We start from the raw sequence: 22194 nt of genomic DNA, 5'->3' as shown, positions 1-22194 counted from the left end.
AAAGAGACGTTTTTGTTAGGGCCAAACTGGCGCCCTTGCTGAAGAAGAACATTCATTTCAACCAATTGAAGTTTTGCTTCGTTGCAGCGCTTCACAGGCAGTCGTGCTATCTCAGAAATTTGCGAATCGCTGATCCGGTCCATTTTTTTATTCCAGCCATAAGTCAGCCTTAAAACGGCCAGCAGCACTTTGAATTGACGCTTGGTTAAATCAGCGCCTGCGTATTCTTCTAAGAGCATATTTGCCAGCCGGAAATACCCATCTTCGGTATCAGCCACGCGACGCTCCTCACGCTGTTCTTTAGCGCGAAATTGAAGGATTTCAGCCGTGCTATTCATCTGCCTTGACCTCATGTTGCGCCAGCACCTTTCGCCACTCGGCTGCAAAGCGTTGCTGGAAAGCTTTAGGGGCCGCCCCGATGGGGTCAGCAGGTCTGACAAAGTCATAGCGAGTAACTTCTCTTGCTGGTTGCGCTGGACGCTTGTTTTTGTGCATAATGTATAAAACCTCAGTGGTTTTTAAAGAAGTACAGGCCGTACTGTTTGCGCAGTTCGGCCTTTCTTTTTGATTCGAAGTAGCCCATTCCCACGCCCTCAATTAAATCCGATTGGTTCCGGACGCATGCGCTCAGCCTTCATGCCGATTTCAGCCAGTGTTTCCATTGAGAACAGGTAATCCCGACGCACAAGCACTGCTTCGGGTGGTGCCAGCTGAATACCCAGCGCTGCAAGGAACTTGCAGAACTGTTCTATGTGGCTCTGCTTCCAGCGACTTATTGTCGATTCATCCATACCAAGTTGATCTGCAATCGGTTTCTGCCCATGCAGTTGTAACTGCCTCAGAACTAACTTCTCCATCTCACGCGGATTGAGTTTTGGCATCTCTGAATTGCGTGTTGTTGCTGCTGTTTCCACTTATCATGTCCTTGTTAGCTAGGTTTTAGGCCGCATCCACTGTTCTTTGTGGGTGCGGAAAAAGATCCGGTAAATCAGGTCGCACTTCATGGGCTTGAATCTTCCCTTCTGTGGCATTAACTATGGCGCTCACCTTTTCTGGTGATACCAAGCCACCATTCAGCCACTTGTGAACGGCTGGCTGGCTAACGCCACAAATGTCGGCGAGCTTTTTCTGGCTACCGACGATGCTTAATGCTCGCTGGATAACTTTATTCATTAAAAAGCCTCGATTGGTTATGTGATACAACGAAAGATAACCGAAGTTATGTTGGTTGTCCATAACCTTTGTTATTTGCATAATATATAACTGTGGTTATAAATGACTTTATGAATACATTTGCTGATCGTTTGAATGAGGCGTTGAGAAGCGCTGGGATGAGTCAAGGCCAATTAGCTGAGATTGTTGGTGTGAGCCAGCCTGCGATACAGAAGTTAACTTCTGGTAAGGCGCAGTCATCTCGTAAGATATTGGAAATAAGTAAGGCACTTAATGTCCGCGCTGAATGGCTTTCTACAGGTGCGGAACCTATGCGTGAAGGAGGAAAACCTCATCATCCTGACTCAACAATCCCTCCAGAGAGAGAGTGGCAGCGGGTAGATGCTTGGGATCGGAACACTCCACTTCCTGATGACGAAGTAGAAGTGCCATTTCTGAGAGATATAGAACTAGCTGCGGGTGATGGGAGTTTTTGTGATGAAGATTATAATGGATTTAAATTGCGTTTTTCTAAATCAACTTTGCGGCGCGTAGGGGCTATGAAAGAAAATGTTTTATGTTTCCCTGCTCGTGGAAACAGCATGGAGCCAGTAATACCTGACGGAACCACTGTGGCCATTGATTGTGCTAATAAATCCATTATAGATGGGAAGCTTTATGCTATCGCCACAGATGGAATGAAAAGGATTAAACAGTTATTTCGCCGTCCTGGTGGAATCGTTGTTATTCGTAGCTATAACCGGGACGAATACTCAGATGAGAACGTGAACGAACAAGAGATAGAAATAATAGGACGGGTTTTCTGGTACTCAGTCCTTCTTTAAGCCCACCCATACATAACTAACCGGCCATACAGCCGGTTTTTTTGTGCCAAAAATTCGCTTTCTTAAGAATTTACAAAAATAAATCCCGTTAGTTATCACTTATTTAATACATAAGTTATCACAATTATAATTAAGGTTATTGTTATCACCGATAACTTAGGTTATCTTCATTTCATCGAAACGGCACGAAGCCAACTAAGCAACACGCGATGAGGTGAGCGATGTAATCACTTCCGGCCCCGAGAGGGATCGACCGCAAATTAGCTCTTTAAGGAATAAGTGTTTTTACCACTGCCCCTGATTGCCGGGGGTTTTGGCAAGACTACTCAACGAGGCTGACAAAATGACCACACAAATGCAGACAACGTTTTACGCAGCAAACGACGAGCAAGGCCGCCGTGACATTATCTACGCAGCACACACCGAAGCGCTGAAATTCAATGATTCATTCAGCGTTCTGTACAACCGCACAGACTGCATGGACGCGGACATCTGGTTACAGGCGGACGAGTACGACCGTCACGCTGCTTTTGAAATGGCTCACGCTGAAGCTCTGGAAATTAACGATTGCGTAAATTTTAACCGCCAGCAGGCCGAACTGGCAGCCGAGCAACAACGCGCGGTTCTCGAACGTTTAGAGGCCAGAGTATCGACTGAAAGTTAGCGGGGTAGTTTCAACCCCGCCAAGTTATTACGGAAGACTATTCATAATAGTTTCTAATTCTCGCCCCTCAAACTGAGATGTCCATCCACAGGAGCCACAATGGAAAGGAAAGTCAGGAAACCCGCTCCCGACTTGTTTAAGACAGTTGGGACAATAAGCCGCGTGGATATAGCTGCCAGAGGTATCTTTTCTAAAGGCCGCTCCCCTATGCTCGACAAATTCATTCTTTGTCCGGTATCCCGCTATTTCCTTCTCAAGTTCTATATTTTTTGCTTTCGTTTCAGCAAGTTCTTTTATGGTAGCTTCATTGGCTTTTTGAACTACTTCAATTTGCTCGTAGATGAAAGCGATTCTCTCTCTGAGCACCTCGTTGCTTTGAACTGCAGAAAGAGCACCAACAGCACTTTTAATCGACGTGATAAATAACCCGATATCCATCTAACATTCCTTATTTCGACTGTGGAATTAGCAGTTTATCTATTTCCTTTGGCTGTGGAAAGCAAGGAAACCACCTCGCCTGACGTGGATAAAAGCAGGCACACAACGGCATGCCCATTCATTCCCTTACTCATTGTTCGTGCGTATCCGTGGATGCAGGTGAGTGGGCATGGCCGTTGTGTCGGTAGCATAAAAGGCAATGCACGGGGTTCCCTACCCCGAATCTGGTTCGACTCCAGCCGCACGACTCTCTAACAACTCTCCATGCTGTGTGTTTGCCCTCTCCTCGAGGGCTTTTTTTCATCCATCGCAAAAAGCCTGCCATTAACAGCGGGCGTTTTGTCATGGGCCAAAAAAGGAGCTGCTATGCAGATCATCCCCAAGTTATCGAGAGAACGCCTCGCCGCGCTATCGCCAGGTACACCGCTGCGAATTGGCCGTCAGTTAGTGACGTTCAATGAATGCCGCGCTGATGCCGTTTTCTATACCGATCAGGCAGGCACGCCACGCCAGTTTGCCGAAGCCATTATCTGCGCCTCAGCGACTGAACATGTCGAGTCACAGATGTGCGACTACTGCGGCAAGTTCCGGCTGCCGGCCGATTTGCAGCTGATAACTGTTGAGCAGTATCGCGGCTCGAAAACTCACACCGTCTGCAGAGAAGGCCTTTGCGCTTACATGCTGCAGATGCAGAAACGCACAAAACCGGCACCTACGATGCGCGGCACCAGAGGTAAGACATCATGGAAATGAACACAGCAAAAAAGGTGCAGTACCGTCACAAGCTGACCGGTGAAGACGTCCGCAACTGGCACCCACTGACAGCTCGGGGGTTCTGGTTCCCTGCTGCGATGCTTCTGCTCGTAACGGTTGTCCTGTTATTGGCCGACGCAGTATGCCAATGACTCAAAACGCGCCTGATGAGGCGCAGGTAACCGAGGACCTGATCCTCTCACTGTGCGTCGCCCGACGCATATCTCCGGCAAGCCTTGAACGACTAGCTATGCGACTGGCTCATCTCGAGGCAATTCTTGATGCACAAACCGACACAGGAAATCAGCATGACCACTTTCCGAGTCATTGATACCGAGACGACATCGCTCGAAGGCGGCATTGTTGAGATTGCCAGCGTCGATATCGTAAACGGTGAAATTTGTAACCCTCTCAGCGACTTTGTAAAGCCTCTCGAGCCCATCAGTTTTGAGCCCATGGCCATACACCACATCACCGAAGATATGGTTGCAGACGCGCCGCTTATTGATGATGTGATTGATAAGTACCTCGGCGCTGATATCTACGTTGCGCACAACGCCGCGTTCGACCGCGAGAAGCTGCCGCAGATCACCGCGCCGTGGGTTTGCACGATGAAGCTGGCCAGAAAACTCTGGCCGGAGGAGAAGTCACACGGTAACCAGTATCTGCGGTACCGCTTCGGCTTGGATCCGGATGTCCCTGAAGGCCTTTATGCACACCGCGCGCTCTATGACTGTTACGTCACAGCGACCACGCTGCTTTACATGAATAGCCTGGCTCGTTGGACCGTTGCCGAAATGCGGGAAATCACAAAGCGCCCTTCTCTGCTCCACGTGATGAAGTTCGGTAAGTACCGAAATGAAACGTTCGCTGATATCGCTGCGAAAGATCCCGGCTATTTTCGTTGGTGTTTATCGAATATGGAGCTCAACGAAGACCAAGAATACACCATGAAGTACTCAATGGGAGCACTCGTCTAATGGGAACGCCAGTTCTGATCCTTGGCGACTCTGGCGCGGGGAAGTCATATAGCCTGCGAAACTTCCAGCCAGATGAATGCCTGCTAATCCAATGTATCCCCAAGCTGTTGCCATTTCGCTCGAAAGGCTGGCGCATCAACGGCCAGCCTGATGCCGACGGCGTGGCCCAGCGCGGGAACGTGTTTCGAACCGACGACTGGAACGAAGTGCAGGACAAAATCCAGCGCATGGTCCTGTCGAAAACGAGAAAGGTGCTCATCATCGATGACTTCCAGGTGGTGATGCAGCACGAAAACATGATGCGCGCCTACCAAACGGGCTACACCAAGTTCACTGAAATGGCGGATCACGTCTGGCGGATCATCACGGCGGCCACGCAGCTGCCGGACGACGTTCGTGTTTACTTTCTGGCTCACACAGAAGAGAGCGAAGGCAAAATCCGCATGAAGACCGCTGGGAAGATGCTCAACGAAAAGCTGACACCGGAGGGGTACTTCTCCATCGTTCTGCGCGCCATTAAGAAGGACGGCAAGCACGTCTTTCTGATCAAGGGTGACGACAACGACACCGCCAAAGCACCACCCGACTTATTCCCTGACCTGTCCGAGATGGACAATGACCTCAAAGCTGTGGACGTCGCGATCTGCGACTTCATGTCTGATTCTTTAGGAGCAACAATCTAATGCAACCAATGAGTTTTAAATTCGACGCAGAAGCCGCTAAGAAAGCTGGCTCAGGCATGGGTATTTCCGAAAATGGTGCCTACGAAGGCGTCATCACCTCCGCTATTTACACCTTCGGTAAAGAAGGCAGCCAGTCGCAGGGGCTGGAAATCAGCTTCGATTCTCACGGCGCGAAAGCCAATTACCTGCGCATCAACTTCCTTGGCCGCGATGGCGAGCCTACCTTCGGTATGGGCCTGATCTCCGCGCTGCTCTGGTCAGCTGGCATTAAAGAAGCCGCGCCGGTACAAATTCAGGGGCCGGATGGTCCCGAATGGCATAACCAAGCGCTGGAAGGTAAGCCCGCAGGCCTCGTTCTGCAAAAAACGCTCTACACCAAGAACGATGGCGGTGAAGGCTACAAAATGGAGATCCGCCAGGTGTTCAAATGTGGCACGCGTAAAACCTACGCTGAGCACGCGGAAAGCTCCCCACCTGAAGCAGTCGATAAGTTAGTCGCCCTATTGAAAGACCGTGATGAGCGGGATCCGAATACCACCACAACCGGCCAACGCACGACTAGCGGTCAAGCACCGGCTAACCCTTACGCTCAACAGGCGAATCAGACGCAGACCTCACGCTTGCAGCAAGCCGCAGCTAATCGCCAAAACAACGTACCTCAGCAGCAGGTGCCTGATTTCGATGATGACATACCTTTTAATTAAGCCCTTTTTATTTCCGGGGCGTAATAAGTTGGAGATAAATAATGCATACAAAAATTTGTTTCAAGTGCAAAGCTGATAAGACTTTATCTGCTTTCTATAGACACGCACGAATGGCTGATGGACACCTAAATAAGTGCAAGGAATGCACGAAGTTAGATAACGCCGCCAACCGCCGTATAAATTTCCATCACTACCAAAATTATGACCAACAACGCGATCAAAACATTGAGCGCATCGAACTTAAAAAGGCATACAGGCAATCAACAAAAGGAAAAATTGTTGTTGCCGCATGTCACCAGAGATATCAAGAAAAGTTTCCAGCCAAAAGAAAAGCCCACTTATTAGTGGGCAATTTTTTGCGCGCAGGAAAGCTGGTTCGTCCTGAAACATGCGAGAGCTGCTCTACCGTTAAGCAGCTTCAGGCACATCATTGCGACTACACAAAACCGCTTGATGTTATGTGGTTATGCAGTAGTTGTCATACCGACTGGCACCGACATAACACTCCAGTTTATGGCGAACCGGTCATTACAGAAGCCGCCCGTCCGGGCGTAAGCGCTGGCAATGAAAAAATACGCTGACAACCACCAATGCAAAACAAAAGCGGAGGCCGTCGAGTATGCCGTCGCCCAGTTCGAAGGGTTGAAAGCAGGCAAGCCAGTCCGCCGTCCGGGCTGGCTTTATCTCGACACGCTCGACGAGATAGAACGACGGGCGAAGCTCAAGCAGGAATCGGAAAAATCAGGTGGTGACCAATGAACGGAGAAAACGCCTATTGGGACGGCAGACAAGTTACTTGTAGATGTCCCTCTTATGATTTTCCTCACAGGTTCACCGGCGGCAGATGTAACGGCTACCACATGGCGAAAAACTGCTTCGAAAACCGCCTCAGCTGCCAGGGCTGCAACTGCCTTCACTCCGGTGGCTGCGATGTGATTAACGAAACCGAAAGCCCCGCTGAATGCCTGTACGTGCTGGACTTTTGCGCTGATCACCAAATCAAGTTACCGCACTGATTCATCAATTAGATGATCGATCATTTATTTTAGGTCAAATAACGAACAGACCTTTACGGCCTGCGCGCGGGTAAAAATCATGAAAATTGAGACCTCCCAGCTACAGCAGCTGGTAATCACCGGGCTTGAAAATCTGGACCCGGTCAAGGTAGTGACTGAAAACTTCGAGCCCGGTCGCGGCACAATTACCATAAGTTGTTTTGGCAAGGCGTGGACCGCTGACTGGCCTGCAATGAGTGGGCGAACAGTCGAACAGTTCTTTTCGAGCGCCAGCGCCGACTATCTGGCGAACTGTTTAAGTCGCGGCATCCAGAAACACCAATATGCCGAAGGTGATCACGCTGACTTCATCCGCAAAACGGTACTGGAGAAACGACGAGCCAGAGAGATTGACCCTGAACAAGCGCGCGAAAGCTTCGATCGGGCTGAATGCATGTCTATGAATGATGTGCTGGCAGATTGGAATTACGAAAGTCTGTGGATGCCATTATTTGGGGACGTGTACGACGCGGGGAGCGCCGACTGGCCGACAGAGCCAAATCCTGATTACACCTATCTTTGCCTCATCATCGACGCGGTGAAAACTGCGTTTCTCTCACCGGAATCGCAATCATGAAAATGTACATCGCCGGGCCGATGACTGGTATCCCCCATCTCAACCGACCAGCCTTCCACCAGGCAGCGCTCAATTTGTCATTCAAAAAGTACGTACCTCTGAATCCGGCGATCCTGCCGGACGGCCTGAGCGAAGCCGATTACATGGCCATCGGCATTACGATGCTTCAGCGTGCCGATGCTATCTACCTGCTGCCCGAATGGCAAAACAGTGCTGGCGCCAGAGCTGAACATGCACTGGCCACTAAGTTGGGATTGCATATTTACGAAGGGGAACGCTAATGACAAAACCACGATTAGCTCCGAATTTATTCGCTTCACTAGTGAATGCGTTACGAGACGTTGCAGTTGAATACGCTGGCGCGCAGTCGCTTCGGGATGCGATAGGTCAAACTTTGGAAAAATTTATCGAGCCTAGTCATCCGCATTTTTCTGCAAATGGGGAACACATGCCAGTTGGCGAGATCGTCGCATGGGCCGGTACCGACTGCGAGAAGGGAATTACGCGAGAGGTTGATTTCCGATTCCTGCGCTTTGATGTGCAACCAGGACAACAACTATTCACCGCCCCGCACAAGCCGGTCGTGTCTGACAGCATGGCGTTGGCATTCCATAATGCTCACACGGATGGCGCGGCAGGCGCTGACGACATCGAAGAGATAAAGGTCGGCCTAAGTGCTGCGCTGGGCGTTTATGACGGCGGCGTCGTTAAGGTTGGTGATTAATTTAAGTCTTATTCGACCGGACAATAAATAGCGTAATAGCGCATACGGCTAATAGCTGGGCAATAAGTAGCGAAACGTTTGGGGTATACACCTTGAAGAAATTTGCCTCATCCGTTCCCAGTTGCCAGAGGATCCTATAGGTAAACCCAGTAATGGTTCCACTGACTGTTATGTCAGCCGGTATGTAGATGAACATCCCGAAAATTACCAAGCATGCGAGGCGATAGATAATCTTATTGTTCAACGTATAACCCCTTGCCTAACCCATTTTAAAAATCAAATTACCACTCATCGATGCCCCCAACAAGCGAGCCGCCAGGAGCGGCTTTTCTAAGCCTGGAGAAAGCCATGCGACACATCATTCGCGGCCAGCCCACGCCTGTCGAACGGCGCGCGGCTGATGCTGCTCTCACTGCCCACCAGCAGAAATACGGTGATTATGCCCGGTCAAAGAACTGTGAAACCTATCAGGTCCGGGTCGCTGGCCGTAACTACTCAATCGAGGTGATGAACCGTAAAGCGTCATACGTGGCCACTGTTATGAATCACCATCGTTCACTTTCGAAAATATGCGGGGTACCGGCCTGATGTATCAGCTCATCTATGCAGATCCGCCGTGGCGCTATCAGAACAAAGGCGTGAACGGTGCCGCCGAAAACCATTATCAAACCATGACATTGGAAGACATGAAGCGCCTGCCAGTTTGGTCGATTGCCGCCGATGATGCGGTCCTTTGCATGTGGTTCACCGGCACGCACGTCGATGAAGCCAAAGAGCTTGCGAAAGCATGGGGTTTTGAGGTTCGCACAATGAAGGGTCTAACGTGGGTAAAGCTCAACGAGCTGGCCTGGCAGCACATCGAGAAGCGGTTACGGGAACAGGACGTGCTCGACTTTCACGATTTCCTTGAACTTCTCAACACACAGACCCGCATGAATGGCGGTACTTATACCCGCGCCAACAGCGAGGACATGCTGATCGCCGTGCGTGGTGCCGGTTTGCAACGTGCTGCCATGAACGTGAAACAGGTGGTTTACAGCTGCCTTGGCGAACACAGCGAGAAACCCGCTGAGGGCCGCTTCCGCCTCGAGCAGTTGTACGGCAACGTGTCCCGCATTGAGCTATTTAGCCGCGGCGACGCACCGGGTTGGCATCACTGGGGTAATGAAAACCCGTTCAACGATATTGACCTGGTCCCGGCGACATTTACCGCTATGCCGCCAAATCGAAACTCTCGCGTCAAGGCGCTGGCTGGTCACTATCGGGCAATTCCTGCGAACGTATTACACCAAAGCCAGCAACAAAATATTCCTGAAACTATTCCTGAGCCAGCAACGGCCAATACCGTATGGCCAGCAGAAGTGAACTACCTGCTCGACCAGGTCGCTAACTCCTCGAGTCTTGAACCACATTTACAGAACAAGCTGCGGTTTCATATCAACCGTTTGAAAATGGATGGCCTATCTACGGCCGCAATCATCGCCACCGCAGGCACACTCGCCCGCGCCATGGGAGCCACAGCATGAGAGAAATCATCGTAGACAATTTCGCCGGCGGCGGCGGTGCGAGCACCGGTATTGAGATGGCAACTGGCCGCAGTGTAGACATTGCAATCAACCATGACGAGAACGCTATTGCGATGCATGGCACTAATCACCCTGAAACGCTGCACTACTGCGAATCGGTTTTTGATGTTGACCCTATTGCGGCGACCGCTGGCCGCTCGGTTGGTCTGGCGTGGTTCAGTCCTGACTGCCGTCATTTCAGCAAAGCGAAGGGCAGCAAACCGGTTAAGAAAGAAATCAGGGGGCTGGCTTGGATTGTGATCCGCTGGGCGCTTGCCAAGAGTCCACGCGTGATGATGCTTGAAAATGTTGAAGAATTTAAAACGTGGGGACCTTTACTGACCGCTGAAGACGGTACAGAGCATCCGGATCCAGCCCGCGCTGGCGAAACATTCGCGGCGTTCATTGCAATGCTGACAACCGGCGTTGCTGCGGATCACCCGGCTATTGCCGAGTGCTGCGAAGTGTTGAACATCGATGTGTCCAGTGAAGACGTCCGCCGCCTGGTTGCCGGTTTGGGCTATGTTGTTGACCACCGGGAACTGCGTGCATGTGACTTCGGCGCGCCGACTATCCGAAAACGTTTCTTCATGGTGATGCGTTGCGACGGCCAGCCGGTTCATTGGCCAGTGGCCAGCCACGGCGATCCCAAGTCTCTCGATGTGCAGAGTGGCAAGCTGGCGCCGTACCGTACCGCTGCCGAGTGTATCGACTGGTCGATTTTCTTTGGACGATTGGCGTGCTCAACGGCCAGTTTGAAGAGAGGTAAGTATGCAGGAAGAAATCTTCACTTTCGAAGAGGCTTGCTCGTTCCTGAAAATAAGCCATAGCACCGGGTACGCTTGGATTAAAGCGTCACGGCTACGGGCTAGCAGAACGGGCATTGGCAAGAAGAAAGGCGACTATCGGATTCTCAAGTCAGATTGCATTGCCTCAATTACGACTTGGATCAACAATCAGCCGGTGAATGCGGTTGACCAGCAAGAGGAAGGACTTGTATGTCAATCAAGCAAAGGGGCGGAACGTGGCACTGTGACTTCGTTACGCCTGGTGGCAAAAGATTTAGACAGTCTCTTGGGACAACGGACAAGCGGCAAGCTCAGGAACTCCACGATAAATTAAAGGCCGAGATGTGGCGCACCGAGAAGCTAGGCGATGCGCCGGTCAAATATTTTGAGGAGGCGTGTCTGCGCTGGCTGAACGAAAAGGCAGATAAGCGCTCACTCGATGCTGATAAGTCAAAGATAGGTTTCTTTCTGATGCATTTGAAAGGGAGGGAGATCGGCAGCATCAGCAATGACGAAATTCAGACGCTGGTATCAGGCATGACGAACAGGAAGCACTTGGCTAACTGGACGCAGATGAAGGAGAGATTGGAACGTGAGGGAAAGCCGGTACCGCCTTACAAGCCAAAACCAGTCTCTCAGTCGTCAAAATATTCGCACCAGGCATTCATGCGATCACTTCTTCGCATTGCTGCTAACGAATGGGGATGGCTGGATTCTGTACCGGTAGTAAAAGCGAAACAGCCTCGCAACCGTCGTATTAGATGGCTGAATCACGACGAGGCGAGGAATCTGGTGGAGGCTTTGCCAGAGCACCTGAAGCCAGTGGTTATCTTCGCGCTGGCCACGGGGCTTCGCCGGGGGAATATTCTCAGCCTGGAATGGTCTCAGTTAGACATTACCCGGAAGATGGCATGGATACACCCAGAGGATGCAAAAGGAGGCCGTGCAATCGGGGTAGCACTCAACGACACGGCCTGTCAGGTTCTGCGGGGGCAAATGGGTAAACATCACCGATGGGTGTTTGTTCACACAGTATCATCCACAAAATCGAACGGGGAGAAAACAAAAGAAATAAGGAAAATGAGGGTCGATGGAAATACAGCATGGAATGCTGCATTAATTAGAGCCGGGATAGAGGACTTTCGTTTTCATGATTTGCGGCATACGTGGGCAAGTTGGCTGGTTCAATCCGGTGTCCCATTATCTGCACTGCAAGAAATGGGAGGCTGGGAGTCAATTGAAATGGTGCGTAGATATGCCCATCTATCACCAAACCATTTAACTCAGCACGCTGCTCAAATAGACATCATATTTGGAAAGAACGGCACAAATATGTCACAAGAGGTTATTTCAGAGGTGAGGAGGATAGTCTAACGCATTGATTTTGTTGGTGGGTCGTGCTGGGTTCGAACCAGCGACCAATTGATTAAGAGTCAACGGCTCTACCAACTGAGCTAACGACCCAACGCGACGGATTATTCTCCTCTCATCATCAGATGTCAAACTTTGCAGCGATGTTTCGCACTCATTCTCCCTCGTTATTGTGATTTTTATCACACCAAAACAAGGTATTATTGTCCGCTCTGAGGTCGCACGTCGGCCAATTAACATTAACTCACCATAAATGTAAAAAATACTATACGTTTTTCTCAGGCTTAATTTTCATGTCAGTTATAACAAACGAGATTTTAACATTAACATTACAGTCACTAGCCCAATCAACGCGGGTAAATAACAGGTGTAAAAGAGCCAAGCAGAGCTCAATAAAACGATAAATGACAGCGACAAAGGACGAATCATGTCGCGACAAAGCTCAAACAGGAATCAATACAACATGCAAGAAGAGTCAAACATCCTCACAAAACCGGAAGCGGAGAACACAGACAGTCTGCGACGGAATCTCAGCAACCGACATATACAACTTATTGCTATCGGTGGAGCCATTGGTACGGGTCTGTTTATGGGCTCGGGAAAAACCATCAGTCTGGCCGGTCCTTCCATTATCTTCGTTTACATGATCATCGGCTTTATGCTGTTTTTCGTGATGCGGGCGATGGGCGAACTGCTACTCTCCAACCTCGAATATAAATCCTTCAGTGATTTCGCCGCGGATCTTTTAGGTCCATGGGCAGGATATTTCACCGGCTGGACTTACTGGTTCTGCTGGGTGGTCACCGGTATCGCTGACGTCGTAGCAATAACCGCTTACGCCCAGTTCTGGTTCCCTGGGCTATCACAATGGATTGCCTCCCTACTTTGCGTTGTCGTGTTACTGAGCCTAAACCTCGCTACGGTGAAAATGTTTGGTGAGATGGAATTCTGGTTCGCGATGATTAAAATCGTTGCCATCGTCGGTCTGATCATTGCTGGGCTCGTCATGGTATTAACCCATTTCCAGACACCAACCGGTTCGATCGCTTCTTTCAGCAATTTGTGGCATGACGGCGGCTTCTTCCCCAAAGGCATCAGCGGATTCTTTGCTGGATTCCAGATTGCGGTGTTTGCTTTTGTCGGTATTGAGCTGGTCGGCACCACTGCAGCAGAAACCAAAGACCCGTTGAAATCCCTGCCACGCGCCATCAATGCGATCCCGCTGCGCATCATTATGTTCTACGTGTTCTCGCTGATCATCATCATGTCAGTCACTCCCTGGAACTCCGTGGTGCCCGACAAAAGCCCGTTCGTGGAACTGTTCGTCATTGCCGGTTTACCCGCAGCGGCCAGTATTATCAACTTTGTGGTTCTGACGTCAGCAGCTTCCTCCGCTAACAGCGGTGTTTTCTCCACCAGCCGTATGTTGTTTGGTCTGGCGCAGGAAGGCAATGCACCAAGGGCATTTGGCAAGCTATCTTCCCGCGCAGTACCATCAAACGGGTTGACCTTCTCCTGCATCTGCCTGCTGGGTGGTGTGGTGCTGATATATCTCATTCCCAACGTAATGACGGTGTTCACGCTGGTGACGACAGTGTCAGCCATCCTATTTATGTTCGTGTGGACCATCATTCTATGCTCGTATCTGGTGTACCGCCGCCAGCGCCCGCAGTTGCATGAAGCCTCTATCTATAAAATGCCGCTCGGCAAGCTGATGTGCTGGGTCTGCATGGCATTCTTCGTCTTTGTGTTGATACTGCTGACGTTGCAGGACGATACCCGCCAGGCACTGATCGTGACGCCACTGTGGTTTGTGATCCTGGGAATTGGGTATTGGTTCCGGAGCCGGAAACGCATAGCCTAACAATTAGTGGATTATTGCCCAGCTGTTATCCGGCCTACTCGTCCGGTTTAACCGCTGGTTTTTTTTCGAATCTTCTTAAATCTCAAATTTATACCCCCATTCCCGCTGCGTTTTCCCTTTAGAAAAAGACACGGGAACCGTTCAGAGCCTGTCGCCCAACTCCCTCGTTCTAATTCTCATGCCAGAAAAATCAATAACCTGGCGAAATTCTCATCAAACGGATACTATTTTCACTTAACCCTTTGACATGCCCACGGTCACCCGATATTATTCGCCCCGTTCAAACGATTCCTCTGTAGTTCAGTCGGTAGAACGGCGGACTGTTAATCCGTATGTCACTGGTTCGAGTCCAGTCAGAGGAGCCAAATTAGAGAAGCCCGCTTAAGGAAACTTAAGCGGGCTTTTTGCTTTTCATGCCCGGTGCCCAGGCCTGTGTGGCTTTGATGCAATCAGTGAATGTGAAAAATAGTCCTGCTGCATTTTCAGTTTCCCTCCGCGCCGGGAAAATTTGGTGGTCAGATTTGGTGTCATTTCAGTTCGATTATGGAGTGACCACCCTAATGTCTCTGAACGATACTAAAAACCGCAGTCTCAAGCCTTCTGAAAAACCTTTCAAAGTTTCCGATTCACACGGCCTGTACCTCTTAGTCAATCCAGGCGGTTCACGTCTCTGGTATCTCAAATATCGTATCAATGGTAAAGAATCCCGGCTTGGCTTAGGAGCTTATCCCGATGTTTCTCTGGCTTACGGGCAGCAACGTGATGGCATACGCAAGCTGCTGGCGCAGAATATCAATCCAGCCCAGCAACGTATCGCAGAGAAAGCTGCCCGCTCACCGGAAAAATCCTTGAAGCACGTTGCATTGATCTGGCATAAAAGCAACCGAACATGGTCAGAGAACCACGCATCCCGTCTGCTTGCCAGCATGAACCATCATATATTGCCCGTGATTGGACACTTGCCGGTAGCTGAACTGAAACCTCGTCACTTTATCGACCTGCTGAAAGGCATTGAGCAAAAAGGTCTGCTGGAAGTCGCAGCACACTAGGCGTTGCTCCCAGTGAGTCGTTGCCTCGCGACTGCTTTATTTCGCTCAACAGACTCCACTGGCCAGTAGCCTGCCCGAGCTCGCGGTGGGATCAGCGCAGATAACCTCGTGAGTATCGGTGTCCACAGCCAGGTGCAGTTTTCGCCAGACGCGACGCTTTTCCTGACCGTGCTTTTTCACCTTCCACTCGCCTTCACCGAAGACTTTTAAGTCGGTGGAATCGATAACCAGATGAGCAATCTCGCCGTGCGTGGGGTTCTTGAAAGGGATACTCACCGACTTGGCTCGCCTGCTAACGCAGGAATAATCCGGGCAACGAAGTGGGAGGTTCATTAACGTAAAAATGGAATCAATGAATCCCTGAGCGGCACGTAGTGTGAGGCGAAAGACGCGTTTGAGCATCAGAACGGTGGAAATAGCCAGTTCAGAATAACGTTGAGGACGACCACGCGAAGAGGTTTTTGGCTCGTCGTACCAGGCCTGGATGGCTGAGTCATCAAGCCAGAATATCAGCGAACCGCGATTGACGAGAGCCTTGTTGTAGGCTGCCCAGTTGTTGATTCTAAATTTTTGCTTTGCCACGGGATACCGCTACAGGATCAGGAATGTGATGATCTGATCCTGATTGCAGCCAGAAGTTCGATTTATTCAACAAAGCCTTCCAATGAGCCAAAACAAACACATTTGAAATATCAAATATGTCATTGACAATTTTTGAGCAAGACCTACCATGGCATCATCTTGCAAAGGAGACCTTATGAACGGTTTGTCTTCACTACTGTTGTTTAAAAACCTGTCCGATGAAACACGTCTGTCTATCGTGATGCTGCTCAGAGAAGCCGGGGAGCTGTGCGTCTGTGAAATCACCGGCGTGCTTAATGAGCCACAGCCAAAAATCTCACGACACCTCGCTATGCTTAGAGAAACAGGGCTCATCATGGACCGACGTGACGGTAAATGGATTCATTACCGCCTGTCTCCACATATGCCTGCATGGGCAGCGGCCATTATTGAGCAGGCCTTTTTGAGCGAGCAGGACAAAATTACTGCGCAGGTTAAAAGCATAACCCGCAGCCAGAACACCACCGGCGGCAAGGCTGTCTGCCTGTGAGCTCAAGCGAGAAATATATTCGGTTAACCGGATTTAAAACTCCACGTTATCCGATAAGAAATGCGGTCAACGCTAACCGCATGCGTTAACTGACACCGATAAGGAAAAGCGATGAAAACAATTTCAGTTTTTGATCCCGCAATGTGCTGTAACACGGGCGTGTGCGGCACCGAGGTTGATCAGGCATTGGTCAGTTTTTCCGCTGACTGCGACTGGCTGAAACAGAAAGGCATCACGGTAAAGCGCTTCAATCTGTCCCAGCAGCCTATGGCGTTTGTAGACAATACGCGGGTTAAAGCTTTTCTCGATAATTCTGGCACATCATCTTTGCCTTTGATAATGCTCGACGATGAAGTAGCACTGGCCGGCCGCTATCCGACGCGTCAGGAGCTAGCCCGATGGTGTGACCTTGCTCTGGAGAGTGAACAAGCTGCGTCATCAGGTTGCTGCACCGGTGGCAAGACGACCTGCTGCTGAACTCATTAACCCGGAAGAAGGATACCTCCATGCAATTTATGAATAATCCCCCCACATTTCTCTTTTTCACCGGCAAGGGCGGGGTTGGGAAAACCTCCCTGTCGTGCGCGACGGCCATTTCGCTTGCGGATCAGGGAAAACGCATTCTGCTGGTCAGTACCGACCCGGCGTCAAATGTCGGGCAGGTCTTTGGTCAAACTATTGGTAACCACCTGACCGGCATTCATAGCGTACCGGGCCTCACTGCACTTGAGATTGACCCGCAAGCCGCCGCGCAGCTCTATCGCGCACGCATCGTCGATCCCGTTAAGGGGGTGCTTCCCGACGACGTGGTGCGCAGTATTGAAGAACAGCTCTCCGGTGCCTGTACGACGGAGATTGCCGCCTTTGATGAGTTCACCGGCTTACTTACGGACGACGCCCTGCTGCGGGATTACGACCATATTATTTTCGATACGGCACCCACCGGTCACACTATCCGGCTGCTGCAACTGCCCGGTGCCTGGAGCAGTTTCATTGCAGAAAATCCGGAGGGGGCTTCCTGTCTCGGTCCCCTTGCCGGGCTGGAAAAACAGCGTGAGCGTTATGCACATGCCCTGTCGGTTCTGGCCGACTCCGCCCAGACTCGTCTGATTCTGGTAGCCCGTCCTCAGGCCTCCACCCTGCTTGAGGTCGCCCGCACGCATGATGAGCTTCATCAGGTTGGGCTGGAGAATCAGACCCTGGTCATCAACGGCGTGCTGCCTGAAAGCGCAACCACGGGAGATGCGCTGGCCCGGTCTCTCTATCAACGCGAGCAGCGCGTGTTAGCAAGCCTTCCGCCAGCATTAGCGGCCTTACCGCACGAAACCTTAGCGCTTCAGCCGGTCAACATGGTGGGCCCTGACGCGCTGCGTGGCCTTTTCCAGACACAAAAATCCGGGGACGCAACAGCTGTTCTGCAGGACGAAGCGGTTCCGGATATTCCCTCTCTCGATGCACTGGTTGAGGACATCGCCCGCCAGGATCACGGCCTGATCATGCTAATGGGAAAAGGGGGGGTAGGTAAAACGACGCTTGCCGCCGCCGTGGCGGTCAGGCTTGCTGAAAGAGGGCTGGACGTTCACCTCACCACGTCAGATCCGGCCGCACACCTGGAAAACACGCTGCACGGTCAGCTTAAAAACCTGCAGGTCAGCAGGATTGATCCGCAGGCCGAAACCGAGCGCTATCGCGAGACGGTGTTAGCGACAAAAGGCAAGGACCTGGACGCTCAGGGCAAAGCCCTGCTGCAGGAAGACCTGCGTTCGCCGTGTACCGAAGAAATTGCCGTGTTTCAGGCATTTTCCCGCGTCATACGCGAAGCCGGCAAACGCTTTGTGGTGATGGATACCGCACCGACGGGCCACACGCTGCTGCTGCTTGATGCCACCGGTGCGTATCATCGTGAAGTGGCGAAGCGCATGGGCGAAAACGGCCATTATCTTACGCCGATGATGCAGTTACAGGATGCGGAACGCACTAAAGTGCTGCTGGTGACGCTACCCGAAACGACGCCGGTGCTGGAGACTGCCAATTTGCAGGAGGATCTTCGTCGAGCGGGCATTGAGCCGTGGGCGTGGATCATCAACAACAGCCTTGCCGCAGCACGTACGACGTCCCCGTTGCTCAAAATACGCGCGGCACATGAAGTAGAGCAAATCAGGAAAGTTCAGTCAGGCCTTGCGACACGTCTGGCATTGATCCCGCTACAGGAAGATGAGCCGGTCGGTATTGACCGTCTTAGCATTCTCGCTGGAAAACAATAATAAACGGCATTGCGGGCGGGCATAACTGTTCCGCGCAGGAGAGAAAGTATGTGGTTAGCAGGGGCGATTTTTGTTCTGACGATTGTGTTAGTTATCTGGCAGCCTAAAGGCCTGGGTATCGGCTGGAGCGCCATTATCGGCGCCGCGCTGGCTTTGGTCTCTGGCGTGGTCCACGTTGGCGACATTCCCGTCGTGTGGAACATTGTGTGGAATGCGACGGCCACCGCGCGGTGGGGCAACGGCCGGGGGCGTCTGCTGTTTACCTACATTGTCCTGCTCGGTGCTTCGGTTGCCGCGCTCTTTGCCAACGACGGGGCCGCGCTCATTCTCACGCCAATCGTTATTGCCATGCTGCTGGCATTGGGCTTCAGTCGCGGCGCGACGCTGGCCTTTGTGATGGCGGCGGGATTCATCGCCGACAGTGCCAGCCTGCCGCTTATCGTGTCAAACCTGGTGAATATTGTCTCCGCCGACTTTTTCAAGATCGGGTTCAACGACTATGCCTCGATCATGGTGCCTGTCGACATTGCAGCCATCGTGGCAACGCTGGCCATGCTGCACCTGTTTTTCCGTAAAGACATTCCTGCCACCTATGACGTGTCTAAATTGCCGGAACCACGCGAAGCTATCAAGGATACCCTGACCTTTAAAACGGGCTGGTTTGTGCTACTGCTGCTGTTGATCGGGTTCTTTGGGCTGGAGCCGCTGGGCGTGCCGGTCAGTGCCGTCGCGGCGGTGGGCGCACTTATTCTGTTTATCGTGGCAAAGCGCGGTCATGCGATCAACACCGGCAAGGTGCTGCGCGGCGCCCCGTGGCAAATCGTCATTTTCTCTCTGGGTATGTACCTGGTGGTATACGGCCTGCGCAACGCCGGCCTGACCGATTACCTGTCACTGATCCTCGACCGCTTTGCTGAGCAAGGTCTGTGGGTCGCGACCCTGGGCACGGGCTTCCTGACCGCCTTCCTCTCCTCCATCATGAACAACATGCCGACGGTGCTGATCGGCGCGCTGTCCATTGAAGGTAGCAGTGCGGCGGGCGTGATCAAAGAGGCCATGATTTATGCCAACGTTATCGGCAGTGATTTGGGACCAAAAATCACCCCAATCGGCAGCCTGGCCACCCTGCTATGGCTCCACGTGTTGTCGCAGAAAGACATTAAGATCACCTGGGGATATTACTTCCGGGTCGGCATTGTGATGACTCTCCCGGTGCTGTTTGTAACGCTGGCCGCCCTTGCCTTACGCTTATCGTTCGCCCATTAATTCACCCCTGACTACCCGCCCGCCGTAACGTCACTGCGGGCCTTACTCACAAGAGAGCACCGTTATGACCTCTATCACGATTTATCATAATCCAGCCTGCGGCACCTCGCGTAACACGCTTGAACTCATCCGCAACAGCGGTGTTGAGCCGACCGTTATTCACTATCTTGAAACACCGCCGGGCCGCGATGAACTCGTCAAGCTTATCGGCGACATGGGTATTTCAGTGAGGTCACTGCTGAGAAAAAATGTCGAACCTTATGAGGAACTGGGCCTGAATGAAGATACGTTCAGTGATGAGCAACTGGTGGACTACATGTTGCAATATCCTCTCCTGATCAACCGTCCGATCGTCGTGACGCCGCTGGGCACCAAACTGTGTCGCCCGTCGGAGGTGGTTTTGGATATTCTGCCGGACGCACAGCAAGGCGCCTTCTCCAAAGAAGACGGCGAAGCCGTAGTTGATGCCCAGGGAAAGCGGGTTTCTAAATAAACCGGAGTGAAACGGAAGGCAACCCATAAACGGGTTGCCTTTCTTACCTAAGGGGTAAAAGAATGGCTATGAAAAAATATCGGGTTCTATTCGTGTGTTCGGGCAACGCAGCCAGAAGCCTGTTTGCCGAAGCGCTGCTCAATACGATGGCCGGAGATAAATTTGAGGCTTTCAGCGCAGGCAGCGCACCGATGGACACACCTCATCCCCTTACGCTGGAGGTACTGACCAGGCAGGGGATGGATACATCATCGCTTTACAGCAAGGGGTTAGAGCATTTTACCGGCAGTGATGTCCCGCACATGGATTTTATCTTTACGCTCTGCGATAAAACCGCCGGTGAAGGCTGTCCGGTGATGCCGGGGCAACCGATAACGGCACACTGGGGGTTCCCTGATCCTACCGCCATTGAGGGGAATGAAGAAGAACGTATTCGGGGATTTGTGAAAGTTGAAAAACAAATAGCTACCCGGCTGAGATTGTTCGTCAGCCTGCCAATGGATAAAATTGAACGCATGTCACTTCAGGCCCAGCTTCGACAATGGGGCAGCGATAATTAAGCCTAAGCGTGACTTACCTGACAGCCTGCTGAGGCTCGCGCACGGTTTTCTTCTCAGCGGCTTTCTCCTTTCATGCACCCTGCCTGTACCGCACCCTAAACGAAAGAGCGACGCTAAGGATAGTAATTATCAGTGAAATGGACAGGGAAAACAGCAAGGTGCCATAAATGCCCATGGCGTCCAGAAGGCTGGCATAGATGGCCGGTGCCAGAGCGGAAAGGAAAAAGCTCGGCATCAGAAGTGTACCGAGTTTGTCCGCATACAGATGTTTATCGAACAGAATGAGGGGTAAAGTAGCCCGAGCCAGCGTCGACAGGCCGTTGGCTGCACCATAACTTAACACGAAGAGAGCCGCGTAAACGGTGGAGTGGACACTAAACAGGCTGAACACAAAACAGAAAGGTAACATACCGCCCACCAGCATATTCAGCCCCAACGGCGAACCTTTTGCGCCCATAAAAACGTCGCTCAGGCGGGCGCTGACCTGACCGACACCCCAGAGTGTGCCAACCAATACCGGTACGCCGAAGCCTGCGAGCATGGCGGGGAGATGCGCGGAAATCCCCGTGGAGAGAAAGCTCAGCAAGGCCATCAGAGCGGCGTAAATCCAGCCAGACCAACGGTTGCTGTCGTCGACTACCCCACAGGAGGACGGAGTTGGTTGGGTAACAGAAATCGCTGGCGATGGCGTTTTATCGGGCAGACAACGGAGTAAGAGAAGGCTCATCAGCGCAAACAGCCCATAGCATACCGTGCCGGCACGCCACCCCATCACCGTTAAAAGCCACGAACCTACCGGCCAGAAGGCCACAGAAGCAAGACCGCCCAGCAGCGTTACCTGCGTCATGGATTTTCGTGCCGATGGCCCCGCGATATCCACCAGCACGGCGAAGGCGGCGTCATAAAGAGACAATCGCATCCCTGCGCCCATGATAACCCAAGCAGTCCAGTAGCTCAGGGGCCCCTGACTGGCCGCTAACAACAGACATCCGATGGCGTTCAGCACGATGCCGCTGGCCATCATCTTTTTTCCACCCAGGTGTCTCAATAACTTGCCGGAAAAGGGCGAGGTGAATCCCATTACGCCCATGGCCAGCGTCTGCCCGGAATAGGTCATCACCTGCGTCCATCCCAGCTCCCTGCCGATAGCCTGCCCAAATGCGCCCAGCAAGTAAAAGGTAATGCCCCAGTTAATCAGCTGGGTTAACCCCACGAATAACGTCACCCTACCCTTTACAATAACCAGTTCCAACGTGAATGCTCCTTCGGGCAAAAACGGGGAGATTAC

The 22194-nt window shown here is 51.7% G+C and carries 28 protein-coding genes, 2 tRNA genes and 3 pseudogenes; 26 read left to right on the top strand and 7 right to left on the bottom strand.

From position 1 onward, the window contains the following. The 3 genes from IEV89_RS02940 to IEV89_RS02930 form a co-directional block, all read right to left on the bottom strand. Positions 1-338 (bottom strand): replication protein (locus tag IEV89_RS02940; RefSeq protein WP_188470208.1); only part of this gene is annotated, 338 nt, incomplete at its 3' end. Between the two features lie 255 nt (positions 339-593). Then, positions 594-914, bottom strand: coding sequence for a CII family transcriptional regulator (locus IEV89_RS02935; protein WP_373283335.1), 321 nt, complete (start codon positions 912-914; stop codon positions 594-596). 25 nt (positions 915-939) lie between these two features. Continuing rightward, positions 940-1173, bottom strand: a complete 234-nt coding sequence (locus tag IEV89_RS02930; RefSeq protein ID WP_188470206.1) for a transcriptional regulator — start codon at positions 1171-1173, stop codon at positions 940-942. 110 nt (positions 1174-1283) lie between these two features. Here IEV89_RS02930 and IEV89_RS02925 point away from each other — a divergent pair, with 110 nt between their 5' ends. Both IEV89_RS02925 and IEV89_RS02920 read left to right on the top strand, forming a co-directional pair. Next, positions 1284-1997: an XRE family transcriptional regulator gene (locus IEV89_RS02925; protein ID WP_188470204.1), complete on the top strand. Its 714-nt coding sequence runs from the start codon at positions 1284-1286 to the stop codon at positions 1995-1997. Positions 1998-2340: 343 nt separating this feature from the next. Continuing rightward, entirely contained in the window at positions 2341-2661 is a 321-nt protein-coding gene (locus tag IEV89_RS02920) for a hypothetical protein (protein WP_188470202.1), read from the top strand. A 27-nt stretch (positions 2662-2688) separates the two neighbouring features. On the opposite strand, the gene IEV89_RS02915 is transcribed toward IEV89_RS02920, so the two are convergent. Then, positions 2689-3099: a hypothetical protein gene (locus IEV89_RS02915; protein ID WP_188470200.1), complete on the bottom strand. Its 411-nt coding sequence runs from the start codon at positions 3097-3099 to the stop codon at positions 2689-2691. A gap of 366 nt (positions 3100-3465) precedes the next feature. On the opposite strand from IEV89_RS02915, the gene IEV89_RS02910 reads away from it, so the two are divergent. The 15 genes and pseudogenes from IEV89_RS02910 to IEV89_RS02850 all read left to right on the top strand — a co-directional run bounded on the left by IEV89_RS02910 (position 3466) and on the right by IEV89_RS02850 (position 12302). Continuing rightward, on the top strand, positions 3466-3852 hold the full coding sequence (locus tag IEV89_RS02910) for a hypothetical protein (RefSeq protein WP_188470198.1): 387 nt from the start codon (positions 3466-3468) through the stop codon (positions 3850-3852). Positions 3853-4000: 148 nt separating this feature from the next. After that, positions 4001-4183, top strand: coding sequence for a hypothetical protein (locus tag IEV89_RS21610; protein WP_229746346.1), 183 nt, complete (start codon positions 4001-4003; stop codon positions 4181-4183). Next, on the top strand, positions 4161-4832 hold the full coding sequence (exoX, locus tag IEV89_RS02905; RefSeq protein WP_188470196.1) for an exodeoxyribonuclease X: 672 nt from the start codon (positions 4161-4163) through the stop codon (positions 4830-4832). The genes IEV89_RS21610 and exoX overlap by 23 nt, the downstream gene beginning before the upstream one ends. Continuing rightward, entirely contained in the window at positions 4832-5515 is a 684-nt protein-coding gene (locus IEV89_RS02900) for a DEAD/DEAH box helicase family protein (RefSeq protein WP_188470194.1), read from the top strand. Before exoX ends, IEV89_RS02900 begins: the two co-directional genes overlap by 1 nt. Further along, complete coding sequence (locus IEV89_RS02895; RefSeq protein ID WP_188470192.1) at positions 5515-6219, top strand: single stranded DNA-binding domain-containing protein; 705 nt, start codon at positions 5515-5517, stop codon at positions 6217-6219. Before IEV89_RS02900 ends, IEV89_RS02895 begins: the two co-directional genes overlap by 1 nt. A 41-nt stretch (positions 6220-6260) precedes the next feature. Continuing rightward, positions 6261-6800, top strand: coding sequence for a hypothetical protein (locus tag IEV89_RS02890; RefSeq protein WP_188470190.1), 540 nt, complete (start codon positions 6261-6263; stop codon positions 6798-6800). Next, complete coding sequence (locus IEV89_RS02885; protein ID WP_188470188.1) at positions 6784-6978, top strand: hypothetical protein; 195 nt, start codon at positions 6784-6786, stop codon at positions 6976-6978. Before IEV89_RS02890 ends, IEV89_RS02885 begins: the two co-directional genes overlap by 17 nt. Positions 6979-7314: 336 nt before the next feature. Then, complete coding sequence (locus IEV89_RS02880) at positions 7315-7851, top strand: phiTE_072 family protein (protein ID WP_188470186.1); 537 nt, start codon at positions 7315-7317, stop codon at positions 7849-7851. After that, a complete protein-coding gene (locus IEV89_RS02875; protein WP_188470185.1) occupies positions 7848-8132 on the top strand; it encodes a DUF4406 domain-containing protein in 285 nt (94 codons plus the stop codon). The genes IEV89_RS02880 and IEV89_RS02875 overlap by 4 nt, the downstream gene beginning before the upstream one ends. Next, the gene (locus tag IEV89_RS02870) at positions 8132-8575 is read left to right on the top strand and encodes a hypothetical protein (protein ID WP_188470183.1); all 444 of its coding nucleotides are present in this window, start codon (positions 8132-8134) and stop codon (positions 8573-8575) included. The genes IEV89_RS02875 and IEV89_RS02870 overlap by 1 nt, the downstream gene beginning before the upstream one ends. A gap of 348 nt (positions 8576-8923) precedes the next feature. Then, a complete protein-coding gene (locus IEV89_RS02865; RefSeq protein WP_188470181.1) occupies positions 8924-9163 on the top strand; it encodes a DUF4060 family protein in 240 nt (79 codons plus the stop codon). Further along, positions 9163-10101: an MT-A70 family methyltransferase gene (locus tag IEV89_RS02860; RefSeq protein WP_229746345.1), complete on the top strand. Its 939-nt coding sequence runs from the start codon at positions 9163-9165 to the stop codon at positions 10099-10101. Before IEV89_RS02865 ends, IEV89_RS02860 begins: the two co-directional genes overlap by 1 nt. After that, a pseudogene (locus tag IEV89_RS02855) lies at positions 10098-10862 on the top strand (DNA cytosine methyltransferase); the annotation flags it as partial. The gene IEV89_RS02860 and the pseudogene IEV89_RS02855, both read left to right, overlap by 4 nt. A 49-nt stretch (positions 10863-10911) precedes the next feature. Further along, positions 10912-11262 (top strand): helix-turn-helix domain-containing protein, encoded by a 351-nt coding sequence (locus IEV89_RS21605; protein ID WP_229746344.1) that lies wholly within the window; start codon positions 10912-10914, stop codon positions 11260-11262. Continuing rightward, entirely contained in the window at positions 11145-12302 is a 1158-nt protein-coding gene (locus tag IEV89_RS02850) for a site-specific integrase (RefSeq protein WP_229746356.1), read from the top strand. Before IEV89_RS21605 ends, IEV89_RS02850 begins: the two co-directional genes overlap by 118 nt. A gap of 14 nt (positions 12303-12316) precedes the next feature. Here the strand turns inward: IEV89_RS02850 and IEV89_RS02845 are convergent. After that, positions 12317-12392 (bottom strand) — tRNA-Lys (locus IEV89_RS02845). A 370-nt stretch (positions 12393-12762) separates the two neighbouring features. On the opposite strand from IEV89_RS02845, the gene cycA reads away from it, so the two are divergent. The 3 genes and pseudogenes from cycA to IEV89_RS02830 form a co-directional block, all read left to right on the top strand. After that, the gene (cycA, locus tag IEV89_RS02840; protein WP_188470177.1) at positions 12763-14163 is read left to right on the top strand and encodes a D-serine/D-alanine/glycine transporter; all 1401 of its coding nucleotides are present in this window, start codon (positions 12763-12765) and stop codon (positions 14161-14163) included. Positions 14164-14452: 289 nt separating this feature from the next. Next, positions 14453-14528: transfer RNA gene (locus tag IEV89_RS02835), tRNA-Asn, on the top strand. 195 nt (positions 14529-14723) lie between these two features. Then, a pseudogene (locus tag IEV89_RS02830) lies at positions 14724-15206 on the top strand (tyrosine-type recombinase/integrase); the annotation flags it as partial. Positions 15207-15211: 5 nt separating this feature from the next. On the opposite strand, the pseudogene IEV89_RS02825 reads toward IEV89_RS02830, so the two are convergent. Continuing rightward, positions 15212-15794, bottom strand: a pseudogene (locus IEV89_RS02825) (IS5 family transposase); the annotation flags it as partial. Positions 15795-15969: 175 nt separating this feature from the next. Between IEV89_RS02825 and IEV89_RS02820 the strand changes: the two are divergent. The 6 genes from IEV89_RS02820 to IEV89_RS02795 all read left to right on the top strand — a co-directional run bounded on the left by IEV89_RS02820 (position 15970) and on the right by IEV89_RS02795 (position 20906). Further along, positions 15970-16323 carry a metalloregulator ArsR/SmtB family transcription factor gene (locus IEV89_RS02820; protein WP_188470175.1) on the top strand — a complete coding sequence of 118 codons (354 nt, stop codon included), beginning with the start codon at positions 15970-15972 and terminating at the stop codon, positions 16321-16323. Positions 16324-16434: 111 nt separating this feature from the next. After that, entirely contained in the window at positions 16435-16800 is a 366-nt protein-coding gene (arsD, locus tag IEV89_RS02815; RefSeq protein ID WP_188470173.1) for an arsenite efflux transporter metallochaperone ArsD, read from the top strand. Positions 16801-16829: 29 nt separating this feature from the next. Continuing rightward, positions 16830-18587 carry an arsenical pump-driving ATPase gene (gene arsA, locus IEV89_RS02810; RefSeq protein ID WP_188470171.1) on the top strand — a complete coding sequence of 586 codons (1758 nt, stop codon included), beginning with the start codon at positions 16830-16832 and terminating at the stop codon, positions 18585-18587. Positions 18588-18635: 48 nt separating this feature from the next. Further along, positions 18636-19853 carry an arsenic transporter gene (locus tag IEV89_RS02805; RefSeq protein WP_188470169.1) on the top strand — a complete coding sequence of 406 codons (1218 nt, stop codon included), beginning with the start codon at positions 18636-18638 and terminating at the stop codon, positions 19851-19853. Positions 19854-19917: 64 nt separating this feature from the next. After that, positions 19918-20346 (top strand): glutaredoxin-dependent arsenate reductase, encoded by a 429-nt coding sequence (gene arsC / locus IEV89_RS02800; RefSeq protein ID WP_188470167.1) that lies wholly within the window; start codon positions 19918-19920, stop codon positions 20344-20346. Between the two features lie 62 nt (positions 20347-20408). After that, positions 20409-20906: an arsenate reductase ArsC gene (locus IEV89_RS02795; protein ID WP_188470165.1), complete on the top strand. Its 498-nt coding sequence runs from the start codon at positions 20409-20411 to the stop codon at positions 20904-20906. 70 nt (positions 20907-20976) lie between these two features. Here the strand turns inward: IEV89_RS02795 and IEV89_RS02790 are convergent, their stop codons facing one another. Continuing rightward, entirely contained in the window at positions 20977-22158 is a 1182-nt protein-coding gene (locus tag IEV89_RS02790; protein ID WP_188470163.1) for an MFS transporter, read from the bottom strand. Positions 22159-22194 lie beyond the last annotated feature (36 nt).

Source organism: Hafnia psychrotolerans, assembly GCF_014639435.1.
Taxonomy (GTDB): domain Bacteria; phylum Pseudomonadota; class Gammaproteobacteria; order Enterobacterales; family Enterobacteriaceae; genus Ewingella; species Ewingella psychrotolerans.
Note: the sequence above shows the minus strand (reverse complement) of the source record. Positions and strands in the feature narration are given on the sequence as shown.